At 61.7% G+C, this 25,211-nt stretch carries 26 protein-coding genes; 11 read left to right on the forward strand and 15 right to left on the reverse strand.

What is annotated here, in order from left to right:
* Positions 1 to 28: 28 nt before the first annotated feature.
* Positions 29 to 1,513 (forward strand): hypothetical protein, encoded by a 1,485-nt coding sequence (locus NW806_RS00185; RefSeq protein WP_414409572.1) that lies wholly within the window; start codon positions 29 to 31, stop codon positions 1,511 to 1,513.
* Here the strand turns inward: NW806_RS00185 and NW806_RS00190 are convergent.
* The 4 genes from NW806_RS00190 to NW806_RS00205 all read right to left on the reverse strand — a co-directional run bounded on the left by NW806_RS00190 (position 1,507) and on the right by NW806_RS00205 (position 3,954).
* Complete coding sequence (locus NW806_RS00190; protein WP_414409573.1) at positions 1,507 to 2,700, reverse strand: glycosyltransferase; 1,194 nt, start codon at positions 2,698 to 2,700, stop codon at positions 1,507 to 1,509. The genes NW806_RS00185 and NW806_RS00190 overlap by 7 nt on opposite strands.
* Positions 2,701 to 2,702: 2 nt before the next feature.
* Positions 2,703 to 3,113: a PH domain-containing protein gene (locus NW806_RS00195; protein WP_414393531.1), complete on the reverse strand. Its 411-nt coding sequence runs from the start codon at positions 3,111 to 3,113 to the stop codon at positions 2,703 to 2,705.
* Positions 3,114 to 3,193: 80 nt separating this feature from the next.
* Positions 3,194 to 3,685: a hypothetical protein gene (locus NW806_RS00200; RefSeq protein ID WP_414409574.1), complete on the reverse strand. Its 492-nt coding sequence runs from the start codon at positions 3,683 to 3,685 to the stop codon at positions 3,194 to 3,196.
* Positions 3,679 to 3,954, reverse strand: coding sequence for a hypothetical protein (locus NW806_RS00205; protein WP_414409575.1), 276 nt, complete (start codon positions 3,952 to 3,954; stop codon positions 3,679 to 3,681). Before NW806_RS00205 ends, NW806_RS00200 begins: the two co-directional genes overlap by 7 nt.
* Positions 3,955 to 4,095: 141 nt before the next feature.
* Between NW806_RS00205 and NW806_RS00210 the strand changes: the two genes are divergently transcribed.
* Positions 4,096 to 4,689 (forward strand): nucleoside triphosphate pyrophosphatase, encoded by a 594-nt coding sequence (locus tag NW806_RS00210; RefSeq protein WP_414409712.1) that lies wholly within the window; start codon positions 4,096 to 4,098, stop codon positions 4,687 to 4,689.
* Here the strand turns inward: NW806_RS00210 and gatB are convergent.
* From gatB to NW806_RS00230, 4 genes are read right to left on the reverse strand one after another with little or no spacing between them, the layout of a single operon-like run.
* Positions 4,686 to 6,158: an Asp-tRNA(Asn)/Glu-tRNA(Gln) amidotransferase subunit GatB gene (gatB, locus tag NW806_RS00215; RefSeq protein WP_414409713.1), complete on the reverse strand. Its 1,473-nt coding sequence runs from the start codon at positions 6,156 to 6,158 to the stop codon at positions 4,686 to 4,688. The two genes, NW806_RS00210 and gatB, sit on opposite strands and share 4 nt — an antisense overlap.
* A gap of 57 nt (positions 6,159 to 6,215) precedes the next feature.
* The gene (locus NW806_RS00220) at positions 6,216 to 6,500 is read right to left on the reverse strand and encodes an acylphosphatase (RefSeq protein WP_414409576.1); all 285 of its coding nucleotides are present in this window, start codon (positions 6,498 to 6,500) and stop codon (positions 6,216 to 6,218) included.
* Positions 6,497 to 6,691 carry a hypothetical protein gene (locus NW806_RS00225; RefSeq protein WP_414393524.1) on the reverse strand — a complete coding sequence of 65 codons (195 nt, stop codon included), beginning with the start codon at positions 6,689 to 6,691 and terminating at the stop codon, positions 6,497 to 6,499. Before NW806_RS00225 ends, NW806_RS00220 begins: the two co-directional genes overlap by 4 nt.
* 39 nt (positions 6,692 to 6,730) lie before the next feature.
* Positions 6,731 to 8,023 carry an RNA-guided endonuclease InsQ/TnpB family protein gene (locus NW806_RS00230; protein WP_414409577.1) on the reverse strand — a complete coding sequence of 431 codons (1,293 nt, stop codon included), beginning with the start codon at positions 8,021 to 8,023 and terminating at the stop codon, positions 6,731 to 6,733.
* A gap of 176 nt (positions 8,024 to 8,199) precedes the next feature.
* On the opposite strand from NW806_RS00230, the gene NW806_RS00235 reads away from it, so the two are divergent.
* From NW806_RS00235 to NW806_RS00250, 4 genes are all read left to right on the forward strand, one after another.
* Entirely contained in the window at positions 8,200 to 9,642 is a 1,443-nt protein-coding gene (locus tag NW806_RS00235) for a gamma-aminobutyraldehyde dehydrogenase (RefSeq protein ID WP_414409578.1), read from the forward strand.
* A gap of 105 nt (positions 9,643 to 9,747) precedes the next feature.
* Entirely contained in the window at positions 9,748 to 11,763 is a 2,016-nt protein-coding gene (bchD, locus tag NW806_RS00240; protein WP_414409579.1) for a magnesium chelatase ATPase subunit D, read from the forward strand.
* 70 nt (positions 11,764 to 11,833) lie between these two features.
* Entirely contained in the window at positions 11,834 to 12,604 is a 771-nt protein-coding gene (locus NW806_RS00245) for a DUF2993 domain-containing protein (protein WP_414409580.1), read from the forward strand.
* A 260-nt stretch (positions 12,605 to 12,864) separates the two neighbouring features.
* Positions 12,865 to 13,974 (forward strand): sensor histidine kinase, encoded by a 1,110-nt coding sequence (locus tag NW806_RS00250; RefSeq protein WP_414409581.1) that lies wholly within the window; start codon positions 12,865 to 12,867, stop codon positions 13,972 to 13,974.
* A 59-nt stretch (positions 13,975 to 14,033) separates the two neighbouring features.
* Here the strand turns inward: NW806_RS00250 and NW806_RS00255 are convergent, their stop codons facing one another.
* From NW806_RS00255 to NW806_RS00270, 4 genes are all read right to left on the reverse strand, one after another.
* Positions 14,034 to 14,636: a response regulator gene (locus NW806_RS00255; RefSeq protein WP_414409582.1), complete on the reverse strand. Its 603-nt coding sequence runs from the start codon at positions 14,634 to 14,636 to the stop codon at positions 14,034 to 14,036.
* Positions 14,637 to 14,747: 111 nt separating this feature from the next.
* The gene (locus tag NW806_RS00260) at positions 14,748 to 15,083 is read right to left on the reverse strand and encodes a DUF3007 family protein (protein ID WP_414393513.1); all 336 of its coding nucleotides are present in this window, start codon (positions 15,081 to 15,083) and stop codon (positions 14,748 to 14,750) included.
* A 12-nt stretch (positions 15,084 to 15,095) separates the two neighbouring features.
* Positions 15,096 to 15,350 (reverse strand): NAD(P)H-quinone oxidoreductase subunit L, encoded by a 255-nt coding sequence (ndhL, locus tag NW806_RS00265; RefSeq protein ID WP_414409583.1) that lies wholly within the window; start codon positions 15,348 to 15,350, stop codon positions 15,096 to 15,098.
* Positions 15,351 to 15,385: 35 nt separating this feature from the next.
* On the reverse strand, positions 15,386 to 15,790 hold the full coding sequence (locus NW806_RS00270) for an NIL domain-containing protein (RefSeq protein WP_414393509.1): 405 nt from the start codon (positions 15,788 to 15,790) through the stop codon (positions 15,386 to 15,388).
* Positions 15,791 to 15,943: 153 nt separating this feature from the next.
* Between NW806_RS00270 and NW806_RS00275 the strand changes: the two genes are divergently transcribed.
* The 4 genes from NW806_RS00275 to tilS all read left to right on the forward strand — a co-directional run bounded on the left by NW806_RS00275 (position 15,944) and on the right by tilS (position 21,132).
* Positions 15,944 to 16,108, forward strand: a complete 165-nt coding sequence (locus NW806_RS00275; protein WP_414409584.1) for a hypothetical protein — start codon at positions 15,944 to 15,946, stop codon at positions 16,106 to 16,108.
* Positions 16,109 to 16,111: 3 nt separating this feature from the next.
* Positions 16,112 to 18,499, forward strand: coding sequence for an endonuclease MutS2 (locus NW806_RS00280; RefSeq protein WP_414409585.1), 2,388 nt, complete (start codon positions 16,112 to 16,114; stop codon positions 18,497 to 18,499).
* A gap of 441 nt (positions 18,500 to 18,940) precedes the next feature.
* Entirely contained in the window at positions 18,941 to 20,098 is a 1,158-nt protein-coding gene (gene hrcA / locus NW806_RS00285) for a heat-inducible transcriptional repressor HrcA (RefSeq protein WP_414409586.1), read from the forward strand.
* Between the two features lie 38 nt (positions 20,099 to 20,136).
* Positions 20,137 to 21,132, forward strand: a complete 996-nt coding sequence (gene tilS, locus NW806_RS00290; RefSeq protein ID WP_414409587.1) for a tRNA lysidine(34) synthetase TilS — start codon at positions 20,137 to 20,139, stop codon at positions 21,130 to 21,132.
* A gap of 8 nt (positions 21,133 to 21,140) precedes the next feature.
* On the opposite strand, the gene trpE is transcribed toward tilS, so the two are convergent.
* Positions 21,141 to 22,658: an anthranilate synthase component I gene (gene trpE, locus NW806_RS00295; protein WP_414409588.1), complete on the reverse strand. Its 1,518-nt coding sequence runs from the start codon at positions 22,656 to 22,658 to the stop codon at positions 21,141 to 21,143.
* 113 nt (positions 22,659 to 22,771) lie between these two features.
* On the opposite strand from trpE, the gene NW806_RS00300 reads away from it, so the two are divergent.
* A complete protein-coding gene (locus NW806_RS00300) occupies positions 22,772 to 23,341 on the forward strand; it encodes an NUDIX hydrolase (protein ID WP_414405538.1) in 570 nt (189 codons plus the stop codon).
* A 23-nt stretch (positions 23,342 to 23,364) separates the two neighbouring features.
* On the opposite strand, the gene NW806_RS00305 is transcribed toward NW806_RS00300, so the two are convergent.
* Positions 23,365 to 24,399, reverse strand: coding sequence for a glucokinase (locus NW806_RS00305; protein WP_414409714.1), 1,035 nt, complete (start codon positions 24,397 to 24,399; stop codon positions 23,365 to 23,367).
* A gap of 202 nt (positions 24,400 to 24,601) precedes the next feature.
* Positions 24,602 to 25,198, reverse strand: a complete 597-nt coding sequence (locus tag NW806_RS00310) for a hypothetical protein (RefSeq protein WP_414409589.1) — start codon at positions 25,196 to 25,198, stop codon at positions 24,602 to 24,604.
* Between the last annotated feature and the right edge of the window lie 13 nt (positions 25,199 to 25,211).

The following is a 25,211-nucleotide window of genomic DNA, read 5'->3' on the forward strand; positions in this document are numbered from 1 at the left end:
GGCCCATAACCTCTCGAGCAGCCCGGCTATGGAAGGGGAGCTAGAAACCTTGCGGGCGCGCGTGCGTGACTTGGAGCGGGCCGTGGCCGAGTCAGAGGCGCTGTCGCTGCAGCAGATTGGGTGCATCCAGCGCCTGGAACGGCAGCTGCAGGAGCAAGAGCGAGCGTTGCAAGTGTGTCAGGAAGAGAAGGCTCGGCTGGAACAACGTCCTACCCTGGAAGCTTTTCAGCAACAGCAGCAGCACATTGAGGAGCTCCAAAATCTCCTCTGGGAGATGGAGCGTCGCCCCACCCTAGAGCACTACCAGCTCCTGCAGCAGCAGTTGCAAACCAGCCAAGCGGAAATCGAAACCCTCAAGGCAGAATTGCAGCGGCGCATCGAGCCAGCTCGGTTCTATCAACTGCAGCAGGAGCTCTGGGAGCTAAAACAGCAAGCCAACCAGCTGGGAGAATACGCCGCCAAGTTGCCTCAGGTGCAGCTTTTGCAAGCCCAATTCCAGCTCCGCATCCAGGAGCTGGAGAAAGAAAAGGGGCAGTTACAGGCGCAGGTGCAGGAGTTGGAAACCCGGCGGGCGGAGCTGGAAGCTGCCCACCGCCAGGCCGAGGCAGAATGGCAAAGCCTGAAGACGCAGCTAGAGAGCGAAAAAGCCCACCTCGAGGCTGAGCTGAACAAGGCCTGGCAACAGCTTCGCCAGTTGGAGCATCTGCGCCAACAGGCCTCCTTTGCCAAGGCGGAGCGGGCTAGCTTGCTGGAAGAACTGCAGCAGAGCCGGCAGCAACAGGCAGAGCAGGCTCAGCAAATTGCCCAACTGGAGGCCCAGCTACAGGCTCTGCGCTCTGAACAGCCGCCAGCTGAACCCGGCAGCGGTAGAGATCTTGCCCTGGAGGAGCAGGTGCAGGCTCTCTCCCGTGAGGTGGACACCCTGCGGGCTGAGCGGGATCACCTCCTCCAAGAGCTGGCCCAGCGACCGGCGAAAGAAGAGCTGGAAGAAGCCCAGCGGGCGCGGGAGGTGGCGGAGGCCCGCTATCTACTCGGCCAAAAGGAGATTGAGAAGCTGCAGCAGCAGGTGGCGGCCCTACAAGCTCAGTGTGCGCAAATTCAAGCCTACGCGCAGGCGCAAGAAAAGGAGGTGGCTCTGTTGCAGCAGCGCAACCGGGAGCTGGAGGAGCAACTGGCTGCCCTGCGCCAGTCGGCTCCAAGCCGGGCAGGGGTCGAGCTCAGGTCGAGCCATCCAACTGGGGCTGCGCATTGCTGGCGCCATCAGGAACGGCTGCAAGCCCTCCCTGCCCAGCCCGCTCTCTCTCCAAAAGTGGCCGCCGTCTCCACCAGCGGTGAGTCCCCCAGGGAGAGAACGCCCGTCGGCGGGATCCCACCCCTTACCCTCAAGGAAGGGGAGGATCGGACAGAGAGACTGCTGAAGCGCTCTCTCTTGGCCACTGGCCGCGGCAGCGGAGAAGGTGGTGAGCGCAGCCGCATCGAGTTGCCAACTTTTGTGCAGCGACGGCTCTACTGAGCGCTCCAGCCTCGCGGATCCAGCGGCTCCCCAGCTTGAAAACGAGGCCAGGCCCAGCGCAGCAGGGATCCCAGTTGGGCATGAAACCGCTCCGGCGCAAACTGCAGAGCATGGGCGCGAATCTGCTGCGGATCCCATTCCCGGCGATCCGCTTGGCGCAGCCCTTCCACCAGGGCTTCCACACTGGCTTCAGGGATGAGGATCCCAGTCTGGCCGTGGCGGACGGTCTCGCGAGTGCCCCCTCGGTTGAGGGCAACGACAGGTCGACCACACGCTTGGGCCTCTACTACCACCAGGCCAAAATCTTCCTCCCAGGGAACTAGCAGCAGCCGGCAATGGGCCAGCAGTTCCTGGAGACGCTCTAGAGGCTGGTGGGGCAAAAACTCCACCTGTGGCCCCGCCAGTTGCTTTAGCCGTGGCAGCTCCGGCCCTTCCCCCACCACCACCAGACGGCGGCCCAGTTGCTTGCAGGCAGCAATGGCCAAATCCACCCGCTTGTAGGGCACCAGCCGGCCCACCACCAGGTCGTAATCGGCTGTGGGAGCGGCCACCGGCTCAAATCCCTGGAGCGGCACCGGCGGATAGATAACCACGGCCTCGCGGCGGTAGAGCTTGGCAATGCGCCTGCGGATGTGCTGCGAGTTGGCAATCAAGAGATCTGGCCGCTGGGCTGCCACAAAGTCCCACTGGCGCAGGCGGTGCATCAGCCACCGGCTGAGGGCGGCAAGGGGGCGGATCCCTGTCAACCCTTCTCGCTCAAGATAGAGCTCCCGGTTTTCCCAGAGGTAGCGGGGCGGGCTGTGGATGTAGCTTAGGTGCAGGGTGGAAGGCCCTGTCAGGATCCCTTTGGCGAAAGCATGGCTGCTGGAGATGACGCAGTCATAGGCGGAGAAATCGAAGCTCTCATAGGCCAGGGGCATCCAGGGCAGGAGGTACTTAAGGCGCCCATGGTAGTTGCGGCGCAACACCCCTAGCCCCTTGGCCCAGCTTTGCAAAAACGAGGTGTAGATTGGCCGCTCCCGCCAGCTCGGCGGCAGCGTGTGCGCCGAGAAGAGGCTGACGTAGAGAGGGGCTTGCGGGGCAAAGGCCAATAGCTCCTGCAAAACCTTTTCCGAGCCCCCTGGCCAGATGAGGTACTCATGCACCAACGCTAGGCGCTGTGGCCAAGCGGGATCCCCAGCAGGCATGGTTAGGAGGCGGCGGGAGGCCTTTTGCCAATGGGCCCGCTGACCTGTCTGGCTTTTTCGTCCAGCCGCTCGCTAATGTAGGCGTAGATCTCCCGGAAGCGCGGCACTGCCCGCATCTCTAGGCGGCTGCCATCTTTAAGGGTGAGCACCATATCGCCCCATGTGCCCAGGCCCCGTGGCACCGTTACCACCTTGGCAATTTCTTTGTAAATGACATCAGAGCGCTCCTTGCCCCCCCAGCCGCCAATGACGGTAATGCGGCGATTGGTAATCCGGTAGTGAACCCACAGCCTGCGCACTAGCGCCCCCACAAATAGAGGCAAGCCAACAACGGTAAGGCCGATAAAGGAGTTCAGCACTAGATCGCCTATATGAGGCCCGCCTTCGAAGAAAACCTCCTCTTTGATAGCCATGCCTAGCCTAGTTGAGTGTTAACAGGGACGACTCTAACAATCTTAAACAGCTTCTCAGCTTTTCCCAACTGCCCGGAAAGTTAGCGGGAGAGGCGGGATCGGGTTTGCCGTTGAAGGGCTTGCCCTGAGCAGTAGGTGGCCCAGAGCAGGTGAACAAACAGGGTTACCACGACCAGCGCCACGGCGGCTGCCCCAATATTGCCCAGCCAATTCCACCCCTCCAATCCCGTCAGAGCCACCAAGGCCCAAGAAGCAGGGTGCAGCATTCCCCCCAAGAGGAGAATTTGGGAAAGCAGTCGCCCAGCCGTAAAGCGGGATCCCAGCGCCACCAGGGCCAGTCCGCCGCCAATGTTGACTAGCCCCATGTTGCCCAAAAAGGCGTAGCAAATGTGCCAGGCGTACTTTTGTTTGGGCACCTCCTGCCAGGAGAGGGGCCGGGCAGGGATCCCTGACGCCTCCGGCGGAGCCAGCGGCAACGGCTGCACTTGGCTGAGGATGAGGCCCAGGACGATGGCTGCCAGCAGCATCACCACTCCTGCCTTTACATTGAGCTTGCCAGGGATGGCTAACATTGCAGGTTCTCTGGATCCCGTCCTAGCCTATCCTGGCTTTGCCCCCAACGGGGAGATGGGCCAGCGGCCTGAGAGTAGAGCAGCGTGCCCCAGCGCTTACAAAACTGGGCATCCCCATCGTGCTGGGAGAGGCCACAGCCTGGGCAGGCCTCCTGCAGTGCCGGTTTTAGCTCTCCCACCTGCCAAGGGAGGAGGGCCACGACCCTCGAGATCCTCAGCACCATCAGCAGCTTTAGGCCAAGGCGCACCTGCGGAGGAAGCAGGGACAAGCTCGGCTTGAGGAGGGGCGGGGAGAGCTGGATCCAGTTGCTTCCTGTCAACGCCTAGCGGGCCTACCTTGCCTAGGCTAAGGGAAACTAGTAGTAGAGCGAACTTTGATCCTGCAAACTCTAGGCTTGAGTTTTGAATCGATGTTGCCGCCCATCGTCCTGGCTTCGCAATCTCCTGCCCGCCGCCAACTGCTGGAAGCTGCCCGGATTCCTTTTCGCGTTCAACCCAGCTACTTTGACGAAAGCCAAATCAAGAGCTCAGATCCGGTGGAGCTCGTCCAGAAGCTGGCCTTGGCAAAAGCAGAAGTGGTGGCAGCCCAGCAACGGGAGCCTGTCTTGGTTATCGGAGCGGACTCCGTCCTCTACCTCAATGGGGAGATCCTGGGTAAGCCGGCCAATGCCCTGGAGGCAGAGCGGCGTCTACGCCAAATGCGGGGCGAGGTGGGAGAACTTTACACCGGCCATGCCTTGATTGACCTGAAGCAAAACCGCCGCCTCGTCCACTACGCCGTAACGCGGGTGTTTTTTGCCAAGCCCAGCGACGAGGAGATCCGCACCTACGTAGCCACCGGCGAGCCCCTGAACTGTGCCGGCTGTTTCGCCATCGATGGCCGTGGTAGCCTGTTCGTGGAGCGGATCGAAGGATGCCCAGGCAACGTAATTGGGCTAAGCCTTCCCCTGTTGCGACGCATGCTGCAGGAGTTGGGCTATTCCCTCACTGCAGCCTGGAATTAGCCGTCTAGATGCCGCTTGAGCAGCTCGTTGGCCAGCTTAGGATCGGCCCGTCCTTGGGTTTTTTTCATCAACTGTCCAACAAAGTAGCCAAAGAGCTTGGTTTTGCCTCCCCGATACTGCTGCAGTTGCTCGGGGTTTTCCGCCAGCACCTCGGCAACGAGCTGCTCCAGTAGGCGGCTGTCGGAGATTTGGGTTAGGCCCTTAGCCTCCACTAGGGCCCGGGCTGAGCCGCCTTTTTCCAGTAGCTCTGGCAGGATTTCCTTAGCAATTTTGCTGGAAATGACCCCCTGCTCAATGAGGCCAATGAGCTCAGCTAGGGTTTCCGGCTTGAGGGCAATGTCGGGGTAGTCCAGCTTGTGGGTGTTGAGGTAGCTGGCGATATCGCTCATCATCCAGTTGGCGGCCGCCTTCGGGCTAGCGCCAGCCGCAACCACGGCCTCAAAGTACTCGGCAGTGGTGCGCTCATCGGTGAGGTAGCGGGAGTCGTATACCGAGAGGCCGTAGACTTCTTGGTAGCGGCGCCGCTTCAGGGCGGGGAGTTCCGGCAGCTCAGCTTGCCAGCGGGCTTTTTGCGCTTCAGTAATGCGAATGGGCGGCAGATCCGGCTCGGGGAAGTAGCGGTAGTCGCTGGATCCCTCCTTCCTGCGCATGCTGATGGTGCGCTGGCTGTTTTCCTCCCAGAGGCGGGTCTCCTGGACGATAAGCTCGCCCGCTTCCAAAGCCTTAACTTGGCGGTTGAACTCGTACTCAATGGCCCGCTGGATGGCGTTGAAGGAGTTCATGTTTTTAATTTCCACCTTCGTGCCAAAGGTTTGACTTCCCAGGGGGCGCACCGAGATGTTGACGTCGCAGCGCAGGGATCCCTCCTGCAGGTTGCCATCGCACAGGCCGGCATAGCGCAGGATGCGGCGCAGCTCCTGTACGTATTCCGCTGCTTCCTCGCCACTGCGGATGTCTGGCTCGCTGACGATCTCGATGAGGGGAACCCCCGCCCGGTTGAAATCCACTAGGGAATAGCTGGATCCCGCCAGGCGATCGCTGCCGGCATGCACCAATTTGCCCGCATCTTCTTCGATGTGCAAGCGGGTGATGCCAATGCGCTTGGTGCGGCCGTCGCTGAGCTGGATCTCGACCCAGCCGTGGGTAGCAAGGGGTAGGTCGTACTGAGAGATTTGGTAGTTCTTGGGCAAGTCGGGGTAGAAGTACTGCTTGCGGTCAAACTTGCTGTAGGGGGCAATGGTGCAATTCAAAGCCAAAGCGGCTTTGACGGCGTACTCGAGTACCTTTTCGTTGAGCACTGGCAGGGTGCCGGGCAGGCCCATGCAGACAGGGTCGATTTGGGTGTTCGGGGGAGCGCCGAAGGCCGTTGCGCTGCTGGAGAAGATCTTGGAGCGAGTGCTGAGCTGGCAGTGCACCTCCAGCCCAATCACCGCCTCGTATTGCACTTTGGCAGGAGCGGCAACCGTCATGGCCAAACGAGAAAAGTGGGTTTCCCCATTCTAGTGGGAGATCGCTTGCTGCTGGGATTAGACGGTGGGGCGGATCTCGAAGGTAGATAAGCCTTCCGGCAGCTCGGGCTGTTGCTCGATGGCCTCTACAACCGAGCCGGGGCTGCCCTGCTGGCACCAGCGCAGCATTGCCTCCACCGCCGCCGGGGATCCCTCGAAAACCGCCTCCACCCGGCCATCCCGCAAATTGCGCACCCAGCCGCCAACACCGGCCTTGCGAGCCATGGCCTCCGTGTAAGCCCGAAACCCCACTCCCTGCACTTGCCCACTGATCCAGACGTGAACGCGAACGGTGTTACTCATGTCGACAGGGATCCCTCCTCCGAGGTGCTGCGGGGTTCTGGAGCTGCTGGCGGTTCGGCTGGCTGGGCTGTGGCTTCTTTGGCCTGCTGCTCTAGGCGCTGCCAGAGAAAGTTGACAAGGGCAACCAGTCCCAGGATCCCCACCGAGATCCCGCAGGCGTACCCAATGGCTTGCCACAGCACAGGAGACATGGGCCAACCTTGCCTGTGCAGAAAGCCGCTCTGAAAGACCTACGAAACGCTCACAAACACTCCTATTTGCGATAGGGCAGTGTTTGTCGCGTCTCTGCTTTCTTCCTGCTTCTGCGACCCATGACTAGTGGCAGAGTTCACCCCTACCACCCCGCCAGAGGGATCTCCACAGGCGTCACTTCCCCGCGAGCTGCAGGTAGCCAGATACCACTGGACCAGGTCGAGGGCAGCGTTCAGGTCGCGGTCTAGCTCCAGACCACACCTTTCACACCGAAACACCCGCTGGTGAAGGAGCATCTTCTGTCGGTGCCCACATCGAGAGCACAGTTGGCTGGACGGGTAAAACCTATCCGCTGCAACCAACTGACAGCCGTAGAGTTGGGCCTTGTACTCTAGCTGTCGCCTGAACTCATAAAACCCACAAAAGGACTCCGTCCCGCTTACGCGAACAGCCAAAGATCCGGCCAGGCGGTAGTTCTTGAGGAGGTTTTGCACCTGCAAGTCCTCAATCACCACCACCCGGTACTTCTTGGCGAGATAGCTGGTCAACTTGTGCAAGTTGTCCAGGCGGATATCCGCTACCCGCTTGTGGGCCCTAGCAAGCTGCATTACCGCCTTCTTGCGGTTGGCAGAGCCCTTCTGTTTACGGCTCACCCGCCGTTGCAGCCTCACCAAGCGCTTCTGGGCTTTGCGGTAAGGCTTGGGGTTGTCGTTCGCGCTAGCGGCGCGGAGCGCAAACATTTCCCCGCTGGAGCAGGTGGCCAACCGGTTCACGCCCAAGTCCACTCCCACCACGTCTCCAGTCTTCTCCACCTGCAGAAGTGGGGCCTCGTACTTGAAGGAAATGTACCACCGCCCAGCCCGCAGGCTGATTACAACGTTCTTGGGGGTGGCAGTGGGGAGAATTTCCGCACAGCGCAACCAACCGAGGATAGGTACCTTGATGCGGTTGCCGGAAATGCGGATGCTGCCCTCCAAGTAGAAGCTGTCTCGCACCCCCTTACGCTTAAAGCGGGGAAACCTACCCTGCCCGCTCCGCCAGCGTTTGAGAGCTTGCTCCAAGTTGCGGAGAGCCTGCTGTGGGGCACACTTAGAAACCTCGCAGTGCCAAGGGTTGGCTTTCTTGACCTCTGCCACTAAGCGCTTATGTAGGTCGTTCGCGGCAGCGGTGCGGAGCACTTTAGCTGTAGGCAGTTTTTGCTTGGCCTCAACAGCTTGCTTGCAGATAGCCAAGCCCCAGTTGTAGGCGTGGCGAGCCACCCCAGCATGCCGGGCTGCCAGGGTTCGCTGCTTGTTGTTGAGGGCCAACTGGGTTTTAAAGCCCAGCAGCATGGGACTAGGAGTGTTGGGTAGCTTGCTTGAGTATTGTGAGTCTTTCTGCCTGCTGTTGTCTACCCCCTTCTGGCCTTATCAGAGGAGATAGCAGAGAGGGAGGCAACGCCTCCCAAGCTGGGCAAGATTGGGCACAATGGGAAAAAGTGTTTCTAGCAAGCAGTTGAGAAGCGGCCATGGCCCATAAACTCTGGATCAATGGCCAATGGGTCGACAGCCAAGGGGGAGACCTAATGGTCATCGAAAACCCGGCCACTGGCGAGAAATTGGCGGAGGTGGTGGACGCCAGCCCTGCTGATGTGGATCGGGCCGTGCAGGCTGCCCACGCCGCTTTCTCCGATGGCCGTTGGTCCAAACTCACCCCTAGCGAGCGATCCCTGGCCCTCTGGAAACTGGCCGATCTCCTCGAAGCTCACGCCGCCGAACTGGCGCGTCTGGAGTCGGAAAACACTGGCAAGCCCTACGAGGCTGTCAGTTTGGGGGCGGATCTGCCCTTTGCGGTAGATAACTTGCGTTTCTTTGCCACTGCCGCCCGCGACGCCCATGGCCTCAGCGCCGGGGACTATGCCAAGGGCTACACCTCGCTCTTTCGCAAAGAGCCGGTGGGCGTGTGCGCGCAAATTACCCCCTGGAACTACCCCCTGCTGATGGCCATCTGGAAACTTGGCCCTGCGCTGGCAGCTGGCTGTACGGTGGTGCTCAAGCCCGCCCCTGCTACTCCCTTGACCACCCTGAAGCTGGCGGAACTGATTGCCGAGGCCGGGATCCCGCCAGGCGTGGTTAACATCGTTACCGGGGGCAATGCCACGGGTCAGGCCTTGGTGGAGCATCCCTTGGTGCGCATGGTCAGCTTTACTGGCTCCACCGCCACCGGCAAGCAGGTAATGCGCACGGCTGCCCACACCCTCAAGCGGGTGCATCTGGAACTGGGGGGCAAGGCCCCGTTTTTGGTTTTCGAGGATGCCGACGTGGAAACGGTGGCCGCCAAGGCTGCTTTTGCCGCCACCTTCAACAGCGGCCAGGACTGCACAGCAGCCACCCGCGTCTATGTGCACGAGAGCAAGCTGGCGCAGCTTCAAGAGGCCATTGTCGAGGCCATGCGCAACGTCAAGCTGGGATCCCCCTTTGAGCCGGGAGTGGAGATGGGACCCTTGATCTCGGCAGCCCAGCGGGAGCGGGTGATGGGATTCGTGGAGCGGGCCAAAGCCGAGGGAGCTAAGGTGCTGACCGGCGGGCGGATCCCTTCCCTCCTGGATCGGGGATACTTCTACCAACCCACGGTGATTACCCATGTCGATCAAAAAGCGGAGATTGTGCAGAGCGAGGTTTTTGGGCCAGTCCTCACCCTCAGCTCGTTCCGCGAGGACGAGGAAGCGCTACGCCTGGGCAATGACGTCCTATACGGGCTGGCGGCTTCTGTGTGGACTCAGGACATCGGACGAGCCCTGAAACTAGCCGCCGAGCTGGAGGTGGGCACCGTCTGGATTAACGACCACCTGCCCATAGCCTCAGAGGCTCCCCACGGCGGCTTCAAGCAGTCGGGCTTTGGCAAGGATCTCTCGGCAGAGGCCGTGCGAGAGTATCAAGCGACCAAGCATGTGATGATTGCTACTGGCTGAAATCTCGTTCGAGGAAGAGGCTAGCGGCAGCCGGTTGGCCATGCCTTGGGGAACTCCTCCAAGCGATAGACTTGGGTGTATTGCACCCCCTGTTCTCCGTTGCCAATGGCCACGTCCTACTTCTCAACCCCAGGATCCGCAACCCTAGCCCCTCCCCGCACTTTCCCTCTCACTGCCGTAGTCGGCCAGCAAACCGCCAAGCTAGCTCTGTTGTTGGCGGCGGTGGATCCCAGCTTGGGAGGAGTGGTGCTGGTGGGGCCGCGCGGCACAGCTAAGTCCGTCTTGGCCCGAGGCATTCACGCCCTCCTACCCCCCATTGAGGTCATTGCCGGCTCCTACTGCAACGACGATCCGGCACGGCCCGAGACGTGGTCGGACTGGGCCAAGACCCGCTACCCCCAGGGAACGACGCCCCCTACCCAGGTGATAGCTCCTCCCTTTGTCCAGGTGCCTTTGGGGGTGACGGAGGATCGGCTGCTGGGATCGGTAGATGTGGAGGCCTCGGTAAGGCAGGGGGAAACGGTTTTTCAGCCGGGGCTCTTGGCTGCCGCCCACCGGGGCGTGCTCTACGTAGACGACATCCACCTCTTGGATGAGGCCATCGTCAACCTGCTGCTGGCGGTGGTGGGGGACGGGGTAAACCGCCTGGAGCGGGAAGGGCTGAGCCTGCAGCACCCCTGCCGGCCTCTTTTGGTGGCCACCTACAACCCCGAAGAGGGATCCCTGCGCCCCCACCTGCTAGATCGCCTGGCGCTGGTGGTGCCGGTGGGGCAGGAGCTGAGCCTGGAAGAACGCGGGGAAATTGTCCAGCGGGCAACGCAATTTGTCGATGCTCCCGAGCCTTTCTTAGCCAAGCACCAGCCAGAACTGGAAGAGATCCGCACCCGCATCCTCCTGGCGCGGGAGTGGCTGCCCCAGGTCAAGCCGCAGCGGGAACAGATCCACTACCTGGTGCAAGAGGCCCTCCGCGGCAACGTCCAAGGGCATCGAGGGGAGCAGTTTGCCCTGCGGGCTGCCTGCGCCCTGGCGGCTCTGGAGGGGCGGGATCGCCTGGTGGCTGAGGATTTGCAACAGGCCGTGCAACTGGTGCTGCTGCCCCGGGCCCGCTATAACCCCGATCCGCCACCTCCCCCTCCACCCCAATCCCAACAGCCGGATCCCCCACCCAGCTCCTCCGATAACAGCGACCCAGAGGAGACGGATCCCCAGCCGCAAAGCCCCAGCCTGCCGCAGGAGTTTTTCTTCGACCCCGAGCAGGTGGCCCTCGACCCACGCCTCTTGGCCTTTGCCCAGTCCCTCACCCAACAGGGGAAAACGGGCTCCCGCAGCCTGGTGTTCAGCACCGACCGGGGCCGCTACGTCAAGCCCATCCTGCCCCGGGGGGCCAACCCCCGCATTGCCGTCGACGCCACCCTGCGGGCTGCTGCTCCCCACCAAAAAAGCCGCCGCCAGCGGCAGCCAGGGCGAACCGTTATTGTGGAACCTGGCGACATCCGCGCCAAGAAACTGGTGCGCAAGGCCGGGGCCCTTGTAATCTTCGTGGTGGACGCCTCTGGCTCCATGGCCCTCAACCGCATGCAAGCGGCCAAAGGCGCTGCCCTGCGCCTGCTGACCGAGGCCTACCAAAACCGGGACAAGGTCGCCCTCATCGCCTTTCGTGGGGAAACCGCCGAAGTGCTGCTGCCCCCCACCCGCTCCATTGAGCTGGCCCGCCGTCGCCTGGAATCCCTGCCCTGTGGCGGGGGATCCCCCCTGGCCCATGCCCTCACCCAAGCGGTGCGCTTGGGGGTGAACGCCCGCTCCAGCGGCGACGTGGGAGAGGTGCTGCTGGTGGCCCTTACCGATGGCCGGGCCAACATTCCCCTCAGCCGCTCGCTGGGACGGAGGGAGGGCGAGCCTGTTGACATCAAACAAGAGTTGCGGGAGATTGCCCTGCGCATCCGCGCCTTGGGGCTAAAGTTGCTCTTAATCGACTCGCAAAGCCGCTTCGCTGCAACTGGCTTTGGCGCTGAGCTGGCGGGCCTGGCGGGCGGACGCTACTTCCACCTCCCCCGGGCCACTGACCAGAGGATTGCAGCCGTAGCCCGCTCGGCCCTTCGAGAGGAACGTAGCTCTCCCTAGGGGAGCCGTGCTTGTAACTTTTCTTAATGGCCTTGGCTATGATCCCTGTAGGCCCTCCTCACCTTGCCCTATGGTCACAGGACTCCTGCCAGAGCTCTCTCTGCCCCATTCCATGCTCACTGACTGGGTCAGCCGAGGGGTGAGCGCTGCCATTCGTGCCCTTTTTAAGCAAGCCGGGCGGCTGGAGGCACGGGTGCGAGCAGAGCCGATGGCCAAATTGCTGCAAGGGCGCATCGACAGCTTCGAGCTGGTGGGCCAGAACTTGCAGATGTACAACGGCCTGCGGCTTTCGCTTCTGGAGCTATTTTGCAATGCCGTGGCCATCGATTTCAGCCAAATCTGGCAAGGGCGGATTAGACTGCGCCAGCCGGTGCAGGCTAGGATGCGGGTGGTGCTGAGCGAGGCGGATCTGGCGCAATCCCTCAACACCCCGTTTGTGCTGAACAAGCTGGCCCAGGCGGGGCAGGAAGGCCAGCCCCTGTCGTTTCACCAGGTAGAAGTGCGCATCACCCCCGAGCAGCGGTTGCAAGTGCGGGCCAAGGTGCAGCAAGGAGAAAGCAGGGTTTTTCGGGTGGGCTTCTCCGCCCGCGTTGAGGTGATGGAGCGCCGCCGCATCTGCTTAGCCGATCCGTTCTTTGAGGGCGATACAGAAGAGGAGCGCCTCCTAAGCCGCGCTTTGGTCGACCACCTGAATGCGCTCCTGGATTTGGACCGACTGGCCTTGCAAGGGAGCAAGCTGCAGGTAGATCGGGTGTGCCTCCAGCCTCAGCAGATGATCCTCTCCGGCAGCGCCACCCTGGTGCGTTTTCCCACTCGCCAACCCCAGCGGGAAAATGCTTGACAATCCTTCAGAGGGCGGGTACGCTCAAAGGCGGTGAGGAGTGAAGAGAAGAAGCCTCTGGGGTCGAAACACGGACAGACACCCAGGGGTTTTTTCATGACCTCTGAACCCACACCTCGACCCGCGAAGCTCTAGCCTTTAAACCCCAGGGGTGTTTTTGGTTCTCTTGCCCTGCTTGGTCAAAAAGCCTGCCTAGCCAGACAGCTCTTGGCGCAACTTGAGGAGACCTGGAAAGCTTTCCCGGAGTTTGGGGATGTCTTTTGCCAGCCCTCTTGACCGGTTTGCTCGTCTCTGGCCTAATTCAAGGCAAACCTCTCTCCCCTTCTCCCTTGAGATACTTCTGGCGACGTCGCTTTCCCCACAACCTGCGCACTCAGGTGGCGCTGGTCATTGCCAGCCTTTCCTTTGTCCCCAACCTGGTTTTCATCCTGTCGGTGCCGTGGATCCTGGCCGATAGGCAGCTCAGCAGTGAGGGATCCGCCCTGCTGCTGCTGTGGATCCCTTTGCTGGCGGTGCTATCGGCGCTGGCGGGCTATGCCTTGTCTTCCATGCTCTTGCGGCCCCTGACCTTGCTGGCTCGTGAGCTAGCTCACCTAGAAACCTTGATTAACCAGCCAGACCGCTGGACTTTGCTGCTCCGCCCAGGGGATCCTCAAGAGGTTTTGATCCTGCGGCAAGCCCTTGCCCACCTGCTGCGCCAGATTCAAAGCAATCAAAGACAGCGGGAGGCCTTCACCGCCACTCTGGTGCACGATCTAAAGACTCCCCTCATCGCCTTTGGGCATCTGCTAGGCGCCCTCAAGCAGGAGCTGCCCTTGAGTTGTCAGGAGCGGCAAGCCCTGCTGGATCGCATGCTGGAGGAAAACCAACGCAACCTGGCGCTGGTGCAAAAAATGGTGGAGGTCTACCGCCTGGAGCGGGGGGAGATTGCCCTGCATCTCCGGCCCTGCGATCTCGGATCCCTGGCTCGGCGGGTGGCCAACCGCATGGGATCCCTGGCGCGAGAGCGGGGGATCGACCTGGGCGTGGAGGGAGAAGGCTGGGGCAACGCCGATGAGGCCGAGCTGGAGCGGGCGCTGGTGAATCTGGTGGACAATGCCCTGCGCTATGCCCGCCGCGCGGTGGTGCTGACCGTCGGCCCCCGCCAGATCCAGGTGCGGGATGACGGACCCGGCCTGCCAGCTCCCCTAGAAGATCTGGCCCAGCCCTACATTGCCCAGACCATTTCCATTGCCGGTCAGCACTATCCAACTGGCTTGGGAGGCCTGGGACTCTACATTGCCAAGCGCATCCTGGAGGCTCACGGAGGAGACCTGCGGCTGGTGGAGACGGGATCCCAAGGCACGACTCTGGCCCTGGTGCTGCCCTGATCTCCAACCCTGCCCGAGGTAGTCCCCCGCTTCGCATTAGCAGGGCGGAGCGCTTGCAACTACTCGACGGGGCGGCCCCGATACGTCAACCGGTACTTTGCCGGCTGGGTCTCAGCCTTTTGCTCTTGGCGTTCTTCTGCTGCCTCAGGCAGAGAAGAAACGGGCTTGCCACTCCCCAGACCTGCCTGCTCGAGAGCGGTATAGAGGGCTTGCACATCGATGGGAAGAGGCCAGCCGGCGGCTTTGTACACTTGCTCAAGGGAAGGGAGGATGTCGTCCGCCTCTGCCAAGCCTGGGATCATCTCTGCTGCTCCCTGGGAGATGGCCCAACGTCGCTCAGCAGGTTCGATGGGGCGCCGAGGATGGTGGGTGAGGATCACAGGGACAGCCGGGAGCCTGCTCCGGCACTCTCGGCAGAAGGCGTAGGGGTTAAAGAGTCCCGTTGTTATATCCACTACCATCAAGTCTAGGGGCTGGCATTGCGTTGCTGCCACTTCCGCCAGATCTGGCCGCGGCGAAATGAGCACCACCCTATGCTGCTGAGACTCCAGCGCCAACTTCCAGAGCTGCGCTTGGAAGGGCTGGCCCTGAGCTACCAGGACGGTCTTAGTCACGGCAAGGGGGAATACGTAAGCAAAATGGGAAGTCAAAACCTGTACCACTTAGCTTGCTTTCCTAGCCCTGCTTGCAGTGCAGAATAGCCTTGCCAAAGGGAGAAAGTAGTAGCTGGGTATACAGGCGCCGTGCCCCTCTTCTACCTTGCGAAAGCAGCTCTAGCGCCTGTCCGGCCCAGGCCAGCTAACTTCCCCTTCGGTTTCGGATTCCAGTTCGGCCTGCAGGGCCTGCCACTCCTCCGGCGAGAAAGAGCGGAGTTTCTCTTCAATTTGCTGCCTCTCGAAACTGGCCCACTGGGCCTTCAGAGTCATCTCGCCGCTTAGAACCCGCCTCAGGTAACTCACCGTCCAGCCCAGGCACCCCAGCATAAACGCCGCACTCGACACCTGCTGTGCCGTTCCCGTGTCTAGGCCGGCCCAAAGCAACAGACCGTAAAGAACGCCTCCCCCCAGCAGCAGGGCCAGGCCAATGCTGAGGATATCTCGTCTGCGCATAGCTCGAGGGCTCTAGAGGGAACGCGGCTTAGGCCGAAACGTCATGAAGGGGGCTACCAACACCATGCCGGGGAAGAAAAACAAGACCAGGAAAAACATCAACACCTTTTCCCAGGCGCCGCTGCAGTTCCAGCGCTTGTCCACGTACACCAAAGACAAAAACGGCAGCACCAGCAGGTAAAGAGCTGCTAGAGCACCATAAGTTGCCCAAACTAGCCAGGTGGTAGAAGCCACGGTGAGCTTGCCCCAGAACCTAGTACTGCCCATTCTACTCTTGGGAGAGGTCGCCAGCTCAAGGCTGCCTACAGGCTGGCGCTAATGGCCCCAACCGGGCAGGTGGGAATGCACTGTTCGCACATGACGCAGCGGTTGCGCCGGAACTCTAGCTTCCAGTCAGGAGCTGAAATCTTCAGGGCTTCGGTAGGGCAGACTCCCGTGCACAAGCCGCAGTCTACACACAAATCCGGGTCAATCTGAATTTCCTTGGTCTGGTCAGCCACCTCGATCCCCAGCGACTGCACCCACTCCAGCCCTGCTTCCACTTGGTCGATATCCCCGGAGAGCTCCACCACGAGGGTGCCCACTTCATTGGGACTGACCCTAGCGCGCAGGATGTTGGCCGCCACGTCGAAGTCTTTGGCCAGGCGGTAGGTAACAGGCACATTCACCAAGTGCCGCGGGAAGATCAACGTTACTCGTTTGCGCACGGAATCTCAGACTGTGGGTTGAGCATTGGCCAGGAAGCCTCGCTTTTCAGTATGGCAAGGCCTCTTCCTGCAGGGGTAGAACCTCTCCGGTTGGAAGCTCCAAGAGGTACCCCGGAGCCTGCCACAATAGGAGCAGAGCGTTCTTTGAACCCCATGGACTCAGCCCGGCCCCGCCTCAACTCCGAGCACTACCGACAGATGTTGGTGCGCGATGGCGAACGGCGCTTCCGCGAGTGGCACACCGCTTTTCTCAACTACCAGCGGCAATTTTTACGCGAGATGGAGCGACTGCGTCTTCGGTATTCTTCAAATCGCTAGGTAATGCCTACGGCTATCCCTTCGGTCTCTTCTTGCCCCGACTCTTCCCTCCGCCAGGAAACCTTGGAACTGTTGGAGTGGCCCCGCCTCTGTCAGCAGCTAGCCACTTTTGCGGCTACACCTCTGGGCCGTCGCGCCTGTCTGGAGCTGGATCCCTGGCGTAGCCGCGAGGAGAGCGAGGCCTACCTTGACCAGACCGAGGAAGCTATACGGCTGGATCGCAGCCAGCCGGGAGGGGTTTCCCTGGAGGGGATCCACAACTTGCTGCCGGCCCTGGAACGGGTCGAACGAGGGGGTGTCCTGAGCGGGGAAGAGCTGATCCAGATTGCCACAACCCTGGGAACTGCTCGCCGCCTTCGTCGCCTCATCGATGAGCAGGAGCACCTACCCCGCCTGCAGGAGTGGGTGAGCAGCCTGCGCACCTACCCTGAGCTGGAGCAGGAGATCTTCCGCTGTCTGGACGAGCACGGCGAGGTGAGAGATAGCGCCAGCCCAGCCCTTGCCGACCTGCGCCGTCAGCACCGCCTTTTTCGCAGCCAGATCCAGGAACGCCTGCAAGAGGTGATGAGCCAGTGCCCACAGGCGCTGCAGGATACCCTGATTGGCCAGCGGCAGGGACGTTTTGTGCTGATGGTGAAGGCCACCCACCGGGATCTCATCCGCGGCCTTGTCCACGACAGCTCTGCCAGTGGGGCTACCCTCTATGTAGAGCCTTATGCGGTGGTGGAGCTGGGCAACCGCTTGCGAGAAACCGAGGCTCGCCTCCGGGCGGAGGAGGAGCGAATCTTGGCGGCGCTCTCGGCCCAGGTGGGAGCCGTGGCTGCCGACTTGGAGCACCTGCAAGCGGTGATGGTGAGGCTGGAGGTAGCCCTGGCCCGCGCCCGCTATAGCCTTTGGTTGGAGGGCAACCGTCCGCAGTTTGTTGCCGGTGGATTGCGCCTGCGCCGGGTTAGACACCCTTTGCTGTGGTGGCAGGCCCGTCAAGAGGGCAAGGGCCTAGAAGTGGTGCCCATCGATTTCACCCTCCCCGAGTCTATTCGTGCTGTGGTCATCACTGGCCCTAACACCGGTGGCAAAACCGTTGCCTTGAAGACGCTGGGCCTGTTGGTGCTGATGGCCAAAGCAGGGATCTTCTTGCCAGCTCAAGATCCGCCCCAACTGCCTTGGTTTGACGGGGTCTATGCCGACATCGGTGACGAGCAATCGCTGGAGCAAAACCTCTCCACTTTCTCGGGCCACATCCATCGGATTAGCCGCATTGTGCAAGCTCTGCAATCCAGGCCAGCGCCGGCCCTTGTTCTGCTGGACGAGGTGGGGGCGGGCACGGATCCCACCGAAGGCGCTGCCCTAGCGGCTGGGCTATTGGAGTATCTCTCGGAAAAGGCCCTGCTGACCCTGGCCACCACCCACTACGGCGAGCTGAAGGCCCTCAAGTACCAGCACCCCGGCTTTGAAAATGCCTCGGTGGAGTTTGACGAGGCCACCCTGGCTCCTACCTATCGCCTGTTGTGGGGGATCCCGGGCCGCTCCAACGCCTTGACCATTGCCCAGCGGCTGCAGTTGGATCCGGAGATCCTGCGGCGGGCCCAGCGGCGTCTGCAGGGAGAAAGCCAAGTGGATAAGGTCATCGCTGGGTTGGAAGCGCAGCGGGCTCAATTGGAAGAGCGGGCAGCCCAGGTGGGATCCCTGCACCAAGAGCTAGAGACCCTCTACCGCCAAATGCAAGAGCGCAGCCGGCGGCTGGCCGAGCGGGAGGCCCAACTGGAATACCAGCAGCGCCAGGGGCTGGAAACTCTGCTAGCTACTGCCCGCCAAGAAGTGGCTGCCGCCATTCGCAAGCTGCAACAGGGGGACGCTCCTCAACAGGTAGCCGCCCATCTCGAGCAAATCCGCAAGCGCTACTTGCCGGCGCCTCAACCTGTGGACACGGAGTTTGTGCCGGAGGTGGGGGACCGGGTGCGGCTGCGGGGGCTGGGACAAACGGGAGAGGTCATTGCCGTCGAAGGAGAGGTGTATGTGGTGCGCAGCGGCCTCCTCAAGTTCACCGTGCCAAGGGCCCAGTTGGATCCCCTCGATGAACACCAGGCTAAGCAGCGCCAACGCCCCAAGGCTCCACCTCCCCCGCCACCAGCCACCGCCCCCCTTAACCTGCGCACCAGCCACAACACCCTTGATCTAAGGGGGAAAACCGTGGCTGAGGCCGAGGCTATTCTCGAAGCGCACTTGGCCCAGGCACCTCCTGGTCCCCTTTGGATCGTCCACGGCCACGGCACAGGTCGCCTCAGGGCGGGTATCCGGGCCTATCTCCAAAATCACCCGCGCGTTCAGAGTTTTGCCGCGGCGGCTCCCCAGGAGGGAGGAAGCGGCGTAACCGTGGCCCAGTTGCGCTAGCAAGGAGCAGGGGGATCCCCCAAGCCTCTAGCGGAGCTCGATACTCCCAGGCCTTTGCTTATCAACGGAATCTTCCCCTGCCCCCCAAAACGGCTACCCTCAGAGCAGCTAGGCGAACTCTCAGCTCCTGGAGCAACCTCAGAACAAAAGGTTACAAAGGGGATAAAGGTAAGCCCTGTTGCCCCAGAAGTAGCAGCTCTGGGGAAAGCTTAGGGCGAACCCAACGCCTCTGTCGGTATTTTGCAGCTTTCCTTGCCAGGCAGTCCACCCCAGCGAGGTTAATTAAATTGTCAAAAAGTCAAAAATTATCAATTCATCAATACGAAGCGTTAGGTAGACTAAAGGTTCATTTAGATTGGTATCTCAGTCCTCAACAGGAATCTACCGGTTGCTTGGCAGTCTGCTTTGAGATACGGGTTAACTAGATTCTTTTGAGCGGCCATGAAACTTGAACTGACTCCCCGCCAGCGGAAGATTCTCTGGGCGACAGTGCGCAGCTACATTGCAACGGCTGAACCTGTCGGTTCCAAGACTTTGGCTCAGTCGTATAACTTTGGGGTAAGCACAGCCACCATTCGCAACGACTTAGCCACTCTTGAGCAGGCGGGGTTGCTGTTCCAGCCCCACACCTCTGCCGGTCGGATCCCTTCCGACTTTGGCTATCGGGTTTATGTCAACGATTTGTTGACCTCCGTCGGCATGGAGGGGATCCCCGACGACGCTCCCCAGCCAGAGCCCCACCCTGCGCTGCAGCGGCTGTTGGATCAGGTTAGTCGCGAGCTGGGAGACGACCTCGACAGTTTCCTCCAGAGGGTGGCGCAGCTTCTGGCCCACGTGAGCGGCTGCATTGCCCTCATCACCCCACCTCAGGGGCCCCTTGTAGCCATTCACCACGTGCAGCTGCTGTCGGTAGGGCCGGGACGGGTGATGGTGGTGGTGGTTACCGATTCCTACCAAGCCCATTCAGCCCTGGTCAGCCCACCGGCATGGCCCGACAGCCGCTATGAGGATTTGGAAGACGAGCTGCAGCTACTGAGCAACTTTCTCACCCTCAAGCTGCGGGGCAAGACTTTTGCCGAGCTGCAGGATCTGAGCTGGCTAAAGCTGGACGAAGAGTTTCGCGCCTACAGCCAGTGGCTGCAGCAACTGCTGCGCTCAGTGGTCCAGCGCTACCTGCGGCCCTCTTTGGGGCCTGTGTTTAGCGCAGGCATGACAGAGCTGATGCGGCAGCCAGAGTTTTCTCAGACCCAACGGGTGCAAGCGGTGGCCCAGTTGATTGAGGCGGGATCCGAGCAACTGCAAGGGATGATTGGGCTCTATACTACCAGCCCCCCAGATGGCCAGATCTCTAGCGAGGCTACTCCTTCTGCCCCGCCCTCCTCTGGCGATCCCTTCCACACCATCCCCGTGGTCATCTACATTGGCAGCGAGAATCCGCTAGAGTCTCTGCGCCACTGCACGGTTATCGCCTCAGTCTACCGCCGTCGCTCGGCGCCGCTGGGGACGGTTACCGTGCTGGGGCCAACGCGGATGGCCTACGAGCGGAGCATTGCGGCAGTGCAGACGGTGGCCTCCCATCTCACGCGGGCTCTGGCCTAGGAAGTCTAGGTGCAAGTTCCCAAGAGCAATCGCCCACCGTGGCCAGACTCTCCCCTCTTCACCTACGCGTTCAGTGTGCCATCCGCGAGCGGCAACTGCTGCGCCCCGGCCAGCGGCTGCTAGTGGCCTTTTCCGGCGGGCAAGATTCTTTCTGTCTGCTCCAGATCCTGCGCGATCTGCAGCGGCGCTGGAACTGGCAGATCTTTGTCCTGCACTGTAACCACCGCTGGTCGGAGGATGAAACGGCGTGTGCTTGCTTCTTGCAAGAGTGGCTGCAGCAGCAGGGCCTGCCTCATGCCATTGAAACTGCCGATCCCATCCGCTGGGATGAGGCGGGGGCCCGAGTTTGGCGCTACCAACAGCTGGACAAATGGGCGCGCACCTGGAATTGCGAGGCAGTGGTTACGGGACACACCGCCAGTGACCGCGCGGAGACGTTCTTGTGGAACCTGCTGCGGGGCACAGGGGCAGCTGGGCTAGCTAGTCTGGATTGGCGGCGGCGTTTGGACGAGCGGGATCCCTTCTCCGCCTGGCTGGTGCGGCCTCTCCTAGGCCTTTTCCGGTGGGAAACAGAGGAGTTTTGCCGGCAGTACCAGCTGCCGGTCTGGCCGGATCGCAGCAATCAAGATTTGGCGCACGGACGCAACCGGCTCCGCCTGGAGGTGATACCCTATCTCAAGCGGCACCTCAATCCCCAGGTGGAAAAAGCCCTGAACCGGGCCGCCATCTTGTTACAAGCAGAACATGAACTGGTGGTAGCCCAAGCCGCCCAGCTATGGCCGCAGGTGTATGAGCCGGCCCTGCCGGGGTTGCGGCGGGATCCCTTGCGAGCTGCTCCCCTTGCGCTGCAGCGGCAAGTCCTGTTTCAGTTCTTGTCCTTGCTGCTCCCCCATCACCCCACCTTTGAGCAGGTGGAAGCCGGGGTTCGGCTCCTCAAAGCAGGTCGCCGCAGCCGCAGCCCCGACTACCCCGGCGGTGGCTGGCTGGAGGTGAAGGAGGAGTACTTGGCTTGGGTTTCTCGCCCTTGCGCTTAACAGCAGCGCTAAAGCGGCCCTGCGCCACCCTGGCTTTCCTGCAAACTGGCTACAGCCATGAGCATGCCCCGCGCTTTGTTCAAACATTCTTGGTACTCCCGCTCCGGCTCCGAGTCGGCCACGATGCCCGCCCCCGCCTGCACACTCACCTGGCCGCGGTGAACCAGGAGGGTGCGGATGGTGATGGCGGTGTTCAGTTGGCCGGCAAAGTCGTAGTAGCCGTAGGCGCCAGCGTAGGGGCCGCGGCGGCACCCTTCCAGTTCGTGGATAATCTGCATGGCGCGGATCTTAGGAGCGCCGGTAACCGTGCCCGCAGGAAAGGTGGCCCGCAGCAGATCCCAGGCGCTGTAGTGGGGATCCAACTGCCCCACCACGTTGCTGACAATGTGCATCACGTGGCTGTAGCGCTCAATCTGCATTAGGTCGTCCACCTGCACGGATCCCAGGCGGCAGACCCGGCCTAGGTCGTTGCGGGCCAAGTCCACCAGCATCACATGTTCCGCCCGCTCCTTGGGATCCGCCAACAGCTCCTGCTCCAACTGGCGGTCTTCGGCAGGGGTAGCGCCGCGAGGGCGGGTGCCGGCAATGGGACGAACGGTGGCAAGGCGCTCTTCCCCAACGCGGCTGAGCTTGACCATCACCTCTGGGCTGGAGCCGACAAGGCAAAGATCGCCAAACTGCAGAAATGCCATGTAGGGAGAGGGGTTAATGAGCCGCAGGGAGCGATAAAGCCGGAAGGGATCGCCGGCAAAGGGAGTGGTGAAGCGCTGCGAGAGCACAACCTGAAAGATCTCGCCGGCGCGGATGTATTCTTTGGCCCGCTCCACGGCCTGGCAGTAGGCGTCGCGGCTGAGCGTGCTGGGAGGGATCTGATCCGGCAAGTGGGGCTTCCAGTTGAGGCTGAGGTGGGATAGCGCCAGGGGGGCGCTGAGCTGCTGCACCAACTTTTCCACCCGCTGGCAGGCTTGGGCGTAGGCCTGCTCCGCTGGCTGCTGGCGCGTGTCGGCAAAGGCCACCACCCAGATCTTGCGCTTGACCTGGTCGAAGATGAGGATGCTGTCCACCTGCATCAGGATGGCGTCGGGAGGATCCCCCGGCTGCAGGGGATAGATGGGCACCTTGGGCTCAATCCAGCGGATGAGCTCATAGCCCCAGTAGCCAAAGAGCCCGCCAATGCTGCTGGGCAACTCCGGCAGGTGCACCGGCTCATAGGGCTCTAGGCAGCGGGCCAAGATGGCAAAGGGATCCCCCCGATGCTGCTCCCGATGCCCATCGCGGTGGATTTGCCAAGCCTGATCCCCGCGCACCTCCAGCACCCACTGGGGATCGCAGCCGAGGAAGCTGTAGCGGGCCACCTGTTCCCCTCCCTCCACGGATTCCAGCAGAAAGTTGTAGGGCTGCCCGGCGCAGACGCGGTACCAGGCAGAGACAGGCGTTTCCAAATCCGCCACCCATTCCTGGTACACCGGGATGAAGTTGCCCTGACCCGTGAGGGCAAGAAACTCTTTCAGGGGAGGGTAAATCATGGCTTGCCAGGTGGGATCCCTGCTTTCCCCGACTGTATCCCACAGTGGATCCCTGGCAACAGGGCCGGAAACCACTAAGCTAGGAGCGGCTCTACTCTTGGGAAATCTTGGCCATGCAAATCCCATCGCAAGTCCTCCGCGAGCGCCTGCGCTTTCAGGGCCACAAGTACACCTTCGTCAGCCAGCGTCTGCGCTTTCCCAACGGCACAGAGGGGGAGCGGGAGTACCTCATCCACCCCGGGGGCGTGGTGGCTGTGCCAGTGACTGCCGAGGGCAAGTTTGTCTGCATTCGCCAGTATCGCTTTGCCGTCGCCTCCTACCTTTATGAATTTCCAGCGGGTACGGTCGAGCCGGGAGAACATCCGGACGAAACCATTCGCCGCGAGCTGGAGGAAGAAACCGGTCTGCGGGCCCACCGCTGGGATTCACTTGGCCAGTTTTATCTCTGCCCCGGCTATTCCAGCGAGATTATGTACGCCTATCTGGCGCGGGATCTGGAAGTGCTGGACTCTCCTCCGGCAAGGGATGAAGACGAAGACATTACTGTTGTCGAGTTTTCCCCGGCTGAACTTACAGAGAAAGCTCGTTTTGGCCTCGATTTGGACAGCAAATCCATTGCCTGCTTTTGGCGGGCTCAGCTGTTTTTGGCCTCGGAAAAGGGGGTCAGTGCCGCTGGGAGCTAATCCCCCGCAGCGAAAGAGGAGGACTACAGCAAGGTGGCAGCATGGCGGGCGGCCCCCCTCAAACCCACCTGCTCGTTAAGCACCACCTGCACCGACAGCTGTTCCAACAGCGGCCGCATTCGCCCTTTGTCCAAAAACGCCGCTAGAAACTCCCCCTGGCGCAACAGGGGCAAGAGCTTGGGGGCAATCCCACCGGCAAGGAACAGCCCACCCCGGGGCAATAGGTGCAGGGCAAAATTGCCAACAGCCGCTCCGTAGAGGCTAACGAACAGCCGCAAACACTCCATAGCTAGAGGATCCCCTCCCTCGAGGGCGGCATGAGCAATTTGGGCGGCTGGATCAATCCCACTGGCTCCTCTTTCCCAGGCGGCAACCTGGGCTAACCCTTGCTCCTCTCCCTGAGCCCGGCGACTATCCCGCAAAAACTGGTAGATAGCTACGATCCCCTGGCCGGAGACCACCCGCTCGGTGGAGACACGCCCGTATCGCTGTTGCAAATACTGCAGCAGCTCCCATTCCAGAGGAGTGCGCGGGGGAAAATCCACATGGCCTCCCTCGCTGGGATAGACCTGGTAGCCGCCTTCTCCCCAGGTGAGGTAAGCCTGCCCCAGCCCCGTGCCCGCCCCTATGACGCCAATGGGTGCCCGCGGCTGCCGCTCCCCCGCTTGCAGAGTCTCCAGCTCCGCATCGTGCAGGGCTAGCACGCCATAGCCTACGGCGCTGAAGTCGTTGATCAAGGCCAGGCGCGGGATCCCCAGTTCTGCCGTCAACTGGCTTGAGTGCAAGCTCCAGGACAGGTTGGTGATTTTGGCCCTTTGTCCGCCGCTTTTCTCCTCCACCACTGGGCCGGCCACGGCAAAACAAGCAGCAGCCGGCTGCGGATCCCACCCCAGCTCCTGCCGAGCTTGGGCCAGAAACTCCTGCACCAGGGGGGTGAGGCTGGAGTAATTTTGGCTGGCGTAGCGGCGGCTGTAGAGGCTGTGCTCGGGATCCTCGGCCTTGACCAGACTGAGGCTGGTCTTGGTGCCCCCAACATCTCCGGCCAGCAGCAACTCCATGGGGCCTTCTCCGAGCAGCGCACCCATTCCACCCTGCCATTTTCGGCAGGGCTCTGGCAATGGACGTCGGAATCCAGAGGTGGGAAGGTCTCTTGCCCATGCCAGGGTTACCCCGAGCTGGTTGGCGGAACCGGGGCTGGCTGCGTTGGGAGCCGCTCTGGCCCATGCTGAATTGGCGGCAACGCTTTGCCCGCCCTGGCACCTAGTTTGGCTCCCTCTGAGGCACGGCAGGAGTGGCAGCAGGCGACGCCGTTTGACCGGCTGGAGACGCAGCTGACGCAGGGGAGGGTGCCTCTGCTTGCCCAGGGGGCAAGAAGTCGACGACTTCCCACCCCTTGCCATCGGGGGAGCTAGAGGCCAACAGCCATCGCTCAGTTAGGCCTTGAGACCCCGCCGATTGGACTTGTTGGCGGGCCAAGGTGAGCTGAAAGGGATCGCCTTTGCGGCGGTAGGGGCGGCGGGATCCCGGTGGCTTCACCCTTAGAGTATAGGTGCCGCTGAGGTGGTGGATCTCTAGTTTTTCCCCGGTTGCTACCCGCAGCCCCGTCTCCCGGCGATCCCGGCGAATGCGGACATCCTGCACTTCCAGATGGGCTGCCAAGCGGTCGCTGCCCACCAGCGAGGCAACCGGCCCCGACAGGTGAGCAATCTGGTAGGTCAGGGCCTGTTGGACAACAGACTGGGGTGGCCGGGGAGCGCAGCCTGCTAGGAGCCCCACCAGGGCAAGGGCCAGGAGGCTGAGTAGACAACGCCTGCCACAGTTGCCTGCTGCTTTTGCCGTGGCCCTCTCCCTAGGCATCTCCTCTTCCCGG

It is taken from the genome of Synechococcus sp. W65.1 (genome assembly GCF_047461615.1).
In the GTDB taxonomy this organism is placed as follows: Bacteria; Cyanobacteriota; Cyanobacteriia; order Thermostichales; family Thermostichaceae; genus Thermostichus.

What these genes read in the sequence shown, in the direction of transcription:
- NW806_RS00185 (WP_414409572.1), top strand. Translation starts at nt 29, where the DNA reads ATGGAAGGGGAGCTAGAAACCTTGCGGGCGCGCGTGCGTGACTTGGAG.
- NW806_RS00190 (WP_414409573.1), bottom strand. Translation starts at nt 2,700, where the DNA reads ATGCCTGCTGGGGATCCCGCTTGGCCACAGCGCCTAGCGTTGGTGCAT.
- NW806_RS00195 (WP_414393531.1), bottom strand. Translation starts at nt 3,113, where the DNA reads ATGGCTATCAAAGAGGAGGTTTTCTTCGAAGGCGGGCCTCATATAGGC.
- NW806_RS00200 (WP_414409574.1), bottom strand. Translation starts at nt 3,685, where the DNA reads ATGTTAGCCATCCCTGGCAAGCTCAATGTAAAGGCAGGAGTGGTGATG.
- NW806_RS00210 (WP_414409712.1), top strand. Translation starts at nt 4,096, where the DNA reads ATGTTGCCGCCCATCGTCCTGGCTTCGCAATCTCCTGCCCGCCGCCAA.
- gatB (WP_414409713.1), bottom strand. Translation starts at nt 6,158, where the DNA reads ATGACGGTTGCCGCTCCTGCCAAAGTGCAATACGAGGCGGTGATTGGG.
- NW806_RS00220 (WP_414409576.1), bottom strand. Translation starts at nt 6,500, where the DNA reads ATGAGTAACACCGTTCGCGTTCACGTCTGGATCAGTGGGCAAGTGCAG.
- NW806_RS00225 (WP_414393524.1), bottom strand. Translation starts at nt 6,691, where the DNA reads ATGTCTCCTGTGCTGTGGCAAGCCATTGGGTACGCCTGCGGGATCTCG.
- NW806_RS00230 (WP_414409577.1), bottom strand. Translation starts at nt 8,023, where the DNA reads ATGCTGCTGGGCTTTAAAACCCAGTTGGCCCTCAACAACAAGCAGCGA.
- NW806_RS00235 (WP_414409578.1), top strand. Translation starts at nt 8,200, where the DNA reads ATGGCCCATAAACTCTGGATCAATGGCCAATGGGTCGACAGCCAAGGG.
- bchD (WP_414409579.1), top strand. Translation starts at nt 9,748, where the DNA reads ATGGCCACGTCCTACTTCTCAACCCCAGGATCCGCAACCCTAGCCCCT.
- NW806_RS00245 (WP_414409580.1), top strand. Translation starts at nt 11,834, where the DNA reads ATGGTCACAGGACTCCTGCCAGAGCTCTCTCTGCCCCATTCCATGCTC.
- NW806_RS00260 (WP_414393513.1), bottom strand. Translation starts at nt 15,083, where the DNA reads ATGCGCAGACGAGATATCCTCAGCATTGGCCTGGCCCTGCTGCTGGGG.
- ndhL (WP_414409583.1), bottom strand. Translation starts at nt 15,350, where the DNA reads ATGGGCAGTACTAGGTTCTGGGGCAAGCTCACCGTGGCTTCTACCACC.
- NW806_RS00275 (WP_414409584.1), top strand. Translation starts at nt 15,944, where the DNA reads ATGGACTCAGCCCGGCCCCGCCTCAACTCCGAGCACTACCGACAGATG.
- NW806_RS00280 (WP_414409585.1), top strand. Translation starts at nt 16,112, where the DNA reads ATGCCTACGGCTATCCCTTCGGTCTCTTCTTGCCCCGACTCTTCCCTC.
- hrcA (WP_414409586.1), top strand. Translation starts at nt 18,941, where the DNA reads ATGAAACTTGAACTGACTCCCCGCCAGCGGAAGATTCTCTGGGCGACA.
- trpE (WP_414409588.1), bottom strand. Translation starts at nt 22,658, where the DNA reads ATGATTTACCCTCCCCTGAAAGAGTTTCTTGCCCTCACGGGTCAGGGC.
- NW806_RS00300 (WP_414405538.1), top strand. Translation starts at nt 22,772, where the DNA reads ATGCAAATCCCATCGCAAGTCCTCCGCGAGCGCCTGCGCTTTCAGGGC.
- NW806_RS00305 (WP_414409714.1), bottom strand. Translation starts at nt 24,399, where the DNA reads ATGGAGTTGCTGCTGGCCGGAGATGTTGGGGGCACCAAGACCAGCCTC.
- NW806_RS00310 (WP_414409589.1), bottom strand. Translation starts at nt 25,198, where the DNA reads ATGCCTAGGGAGAGGGCCACGGCAAAAGCAGCAGGCAACTGTGGCAGG.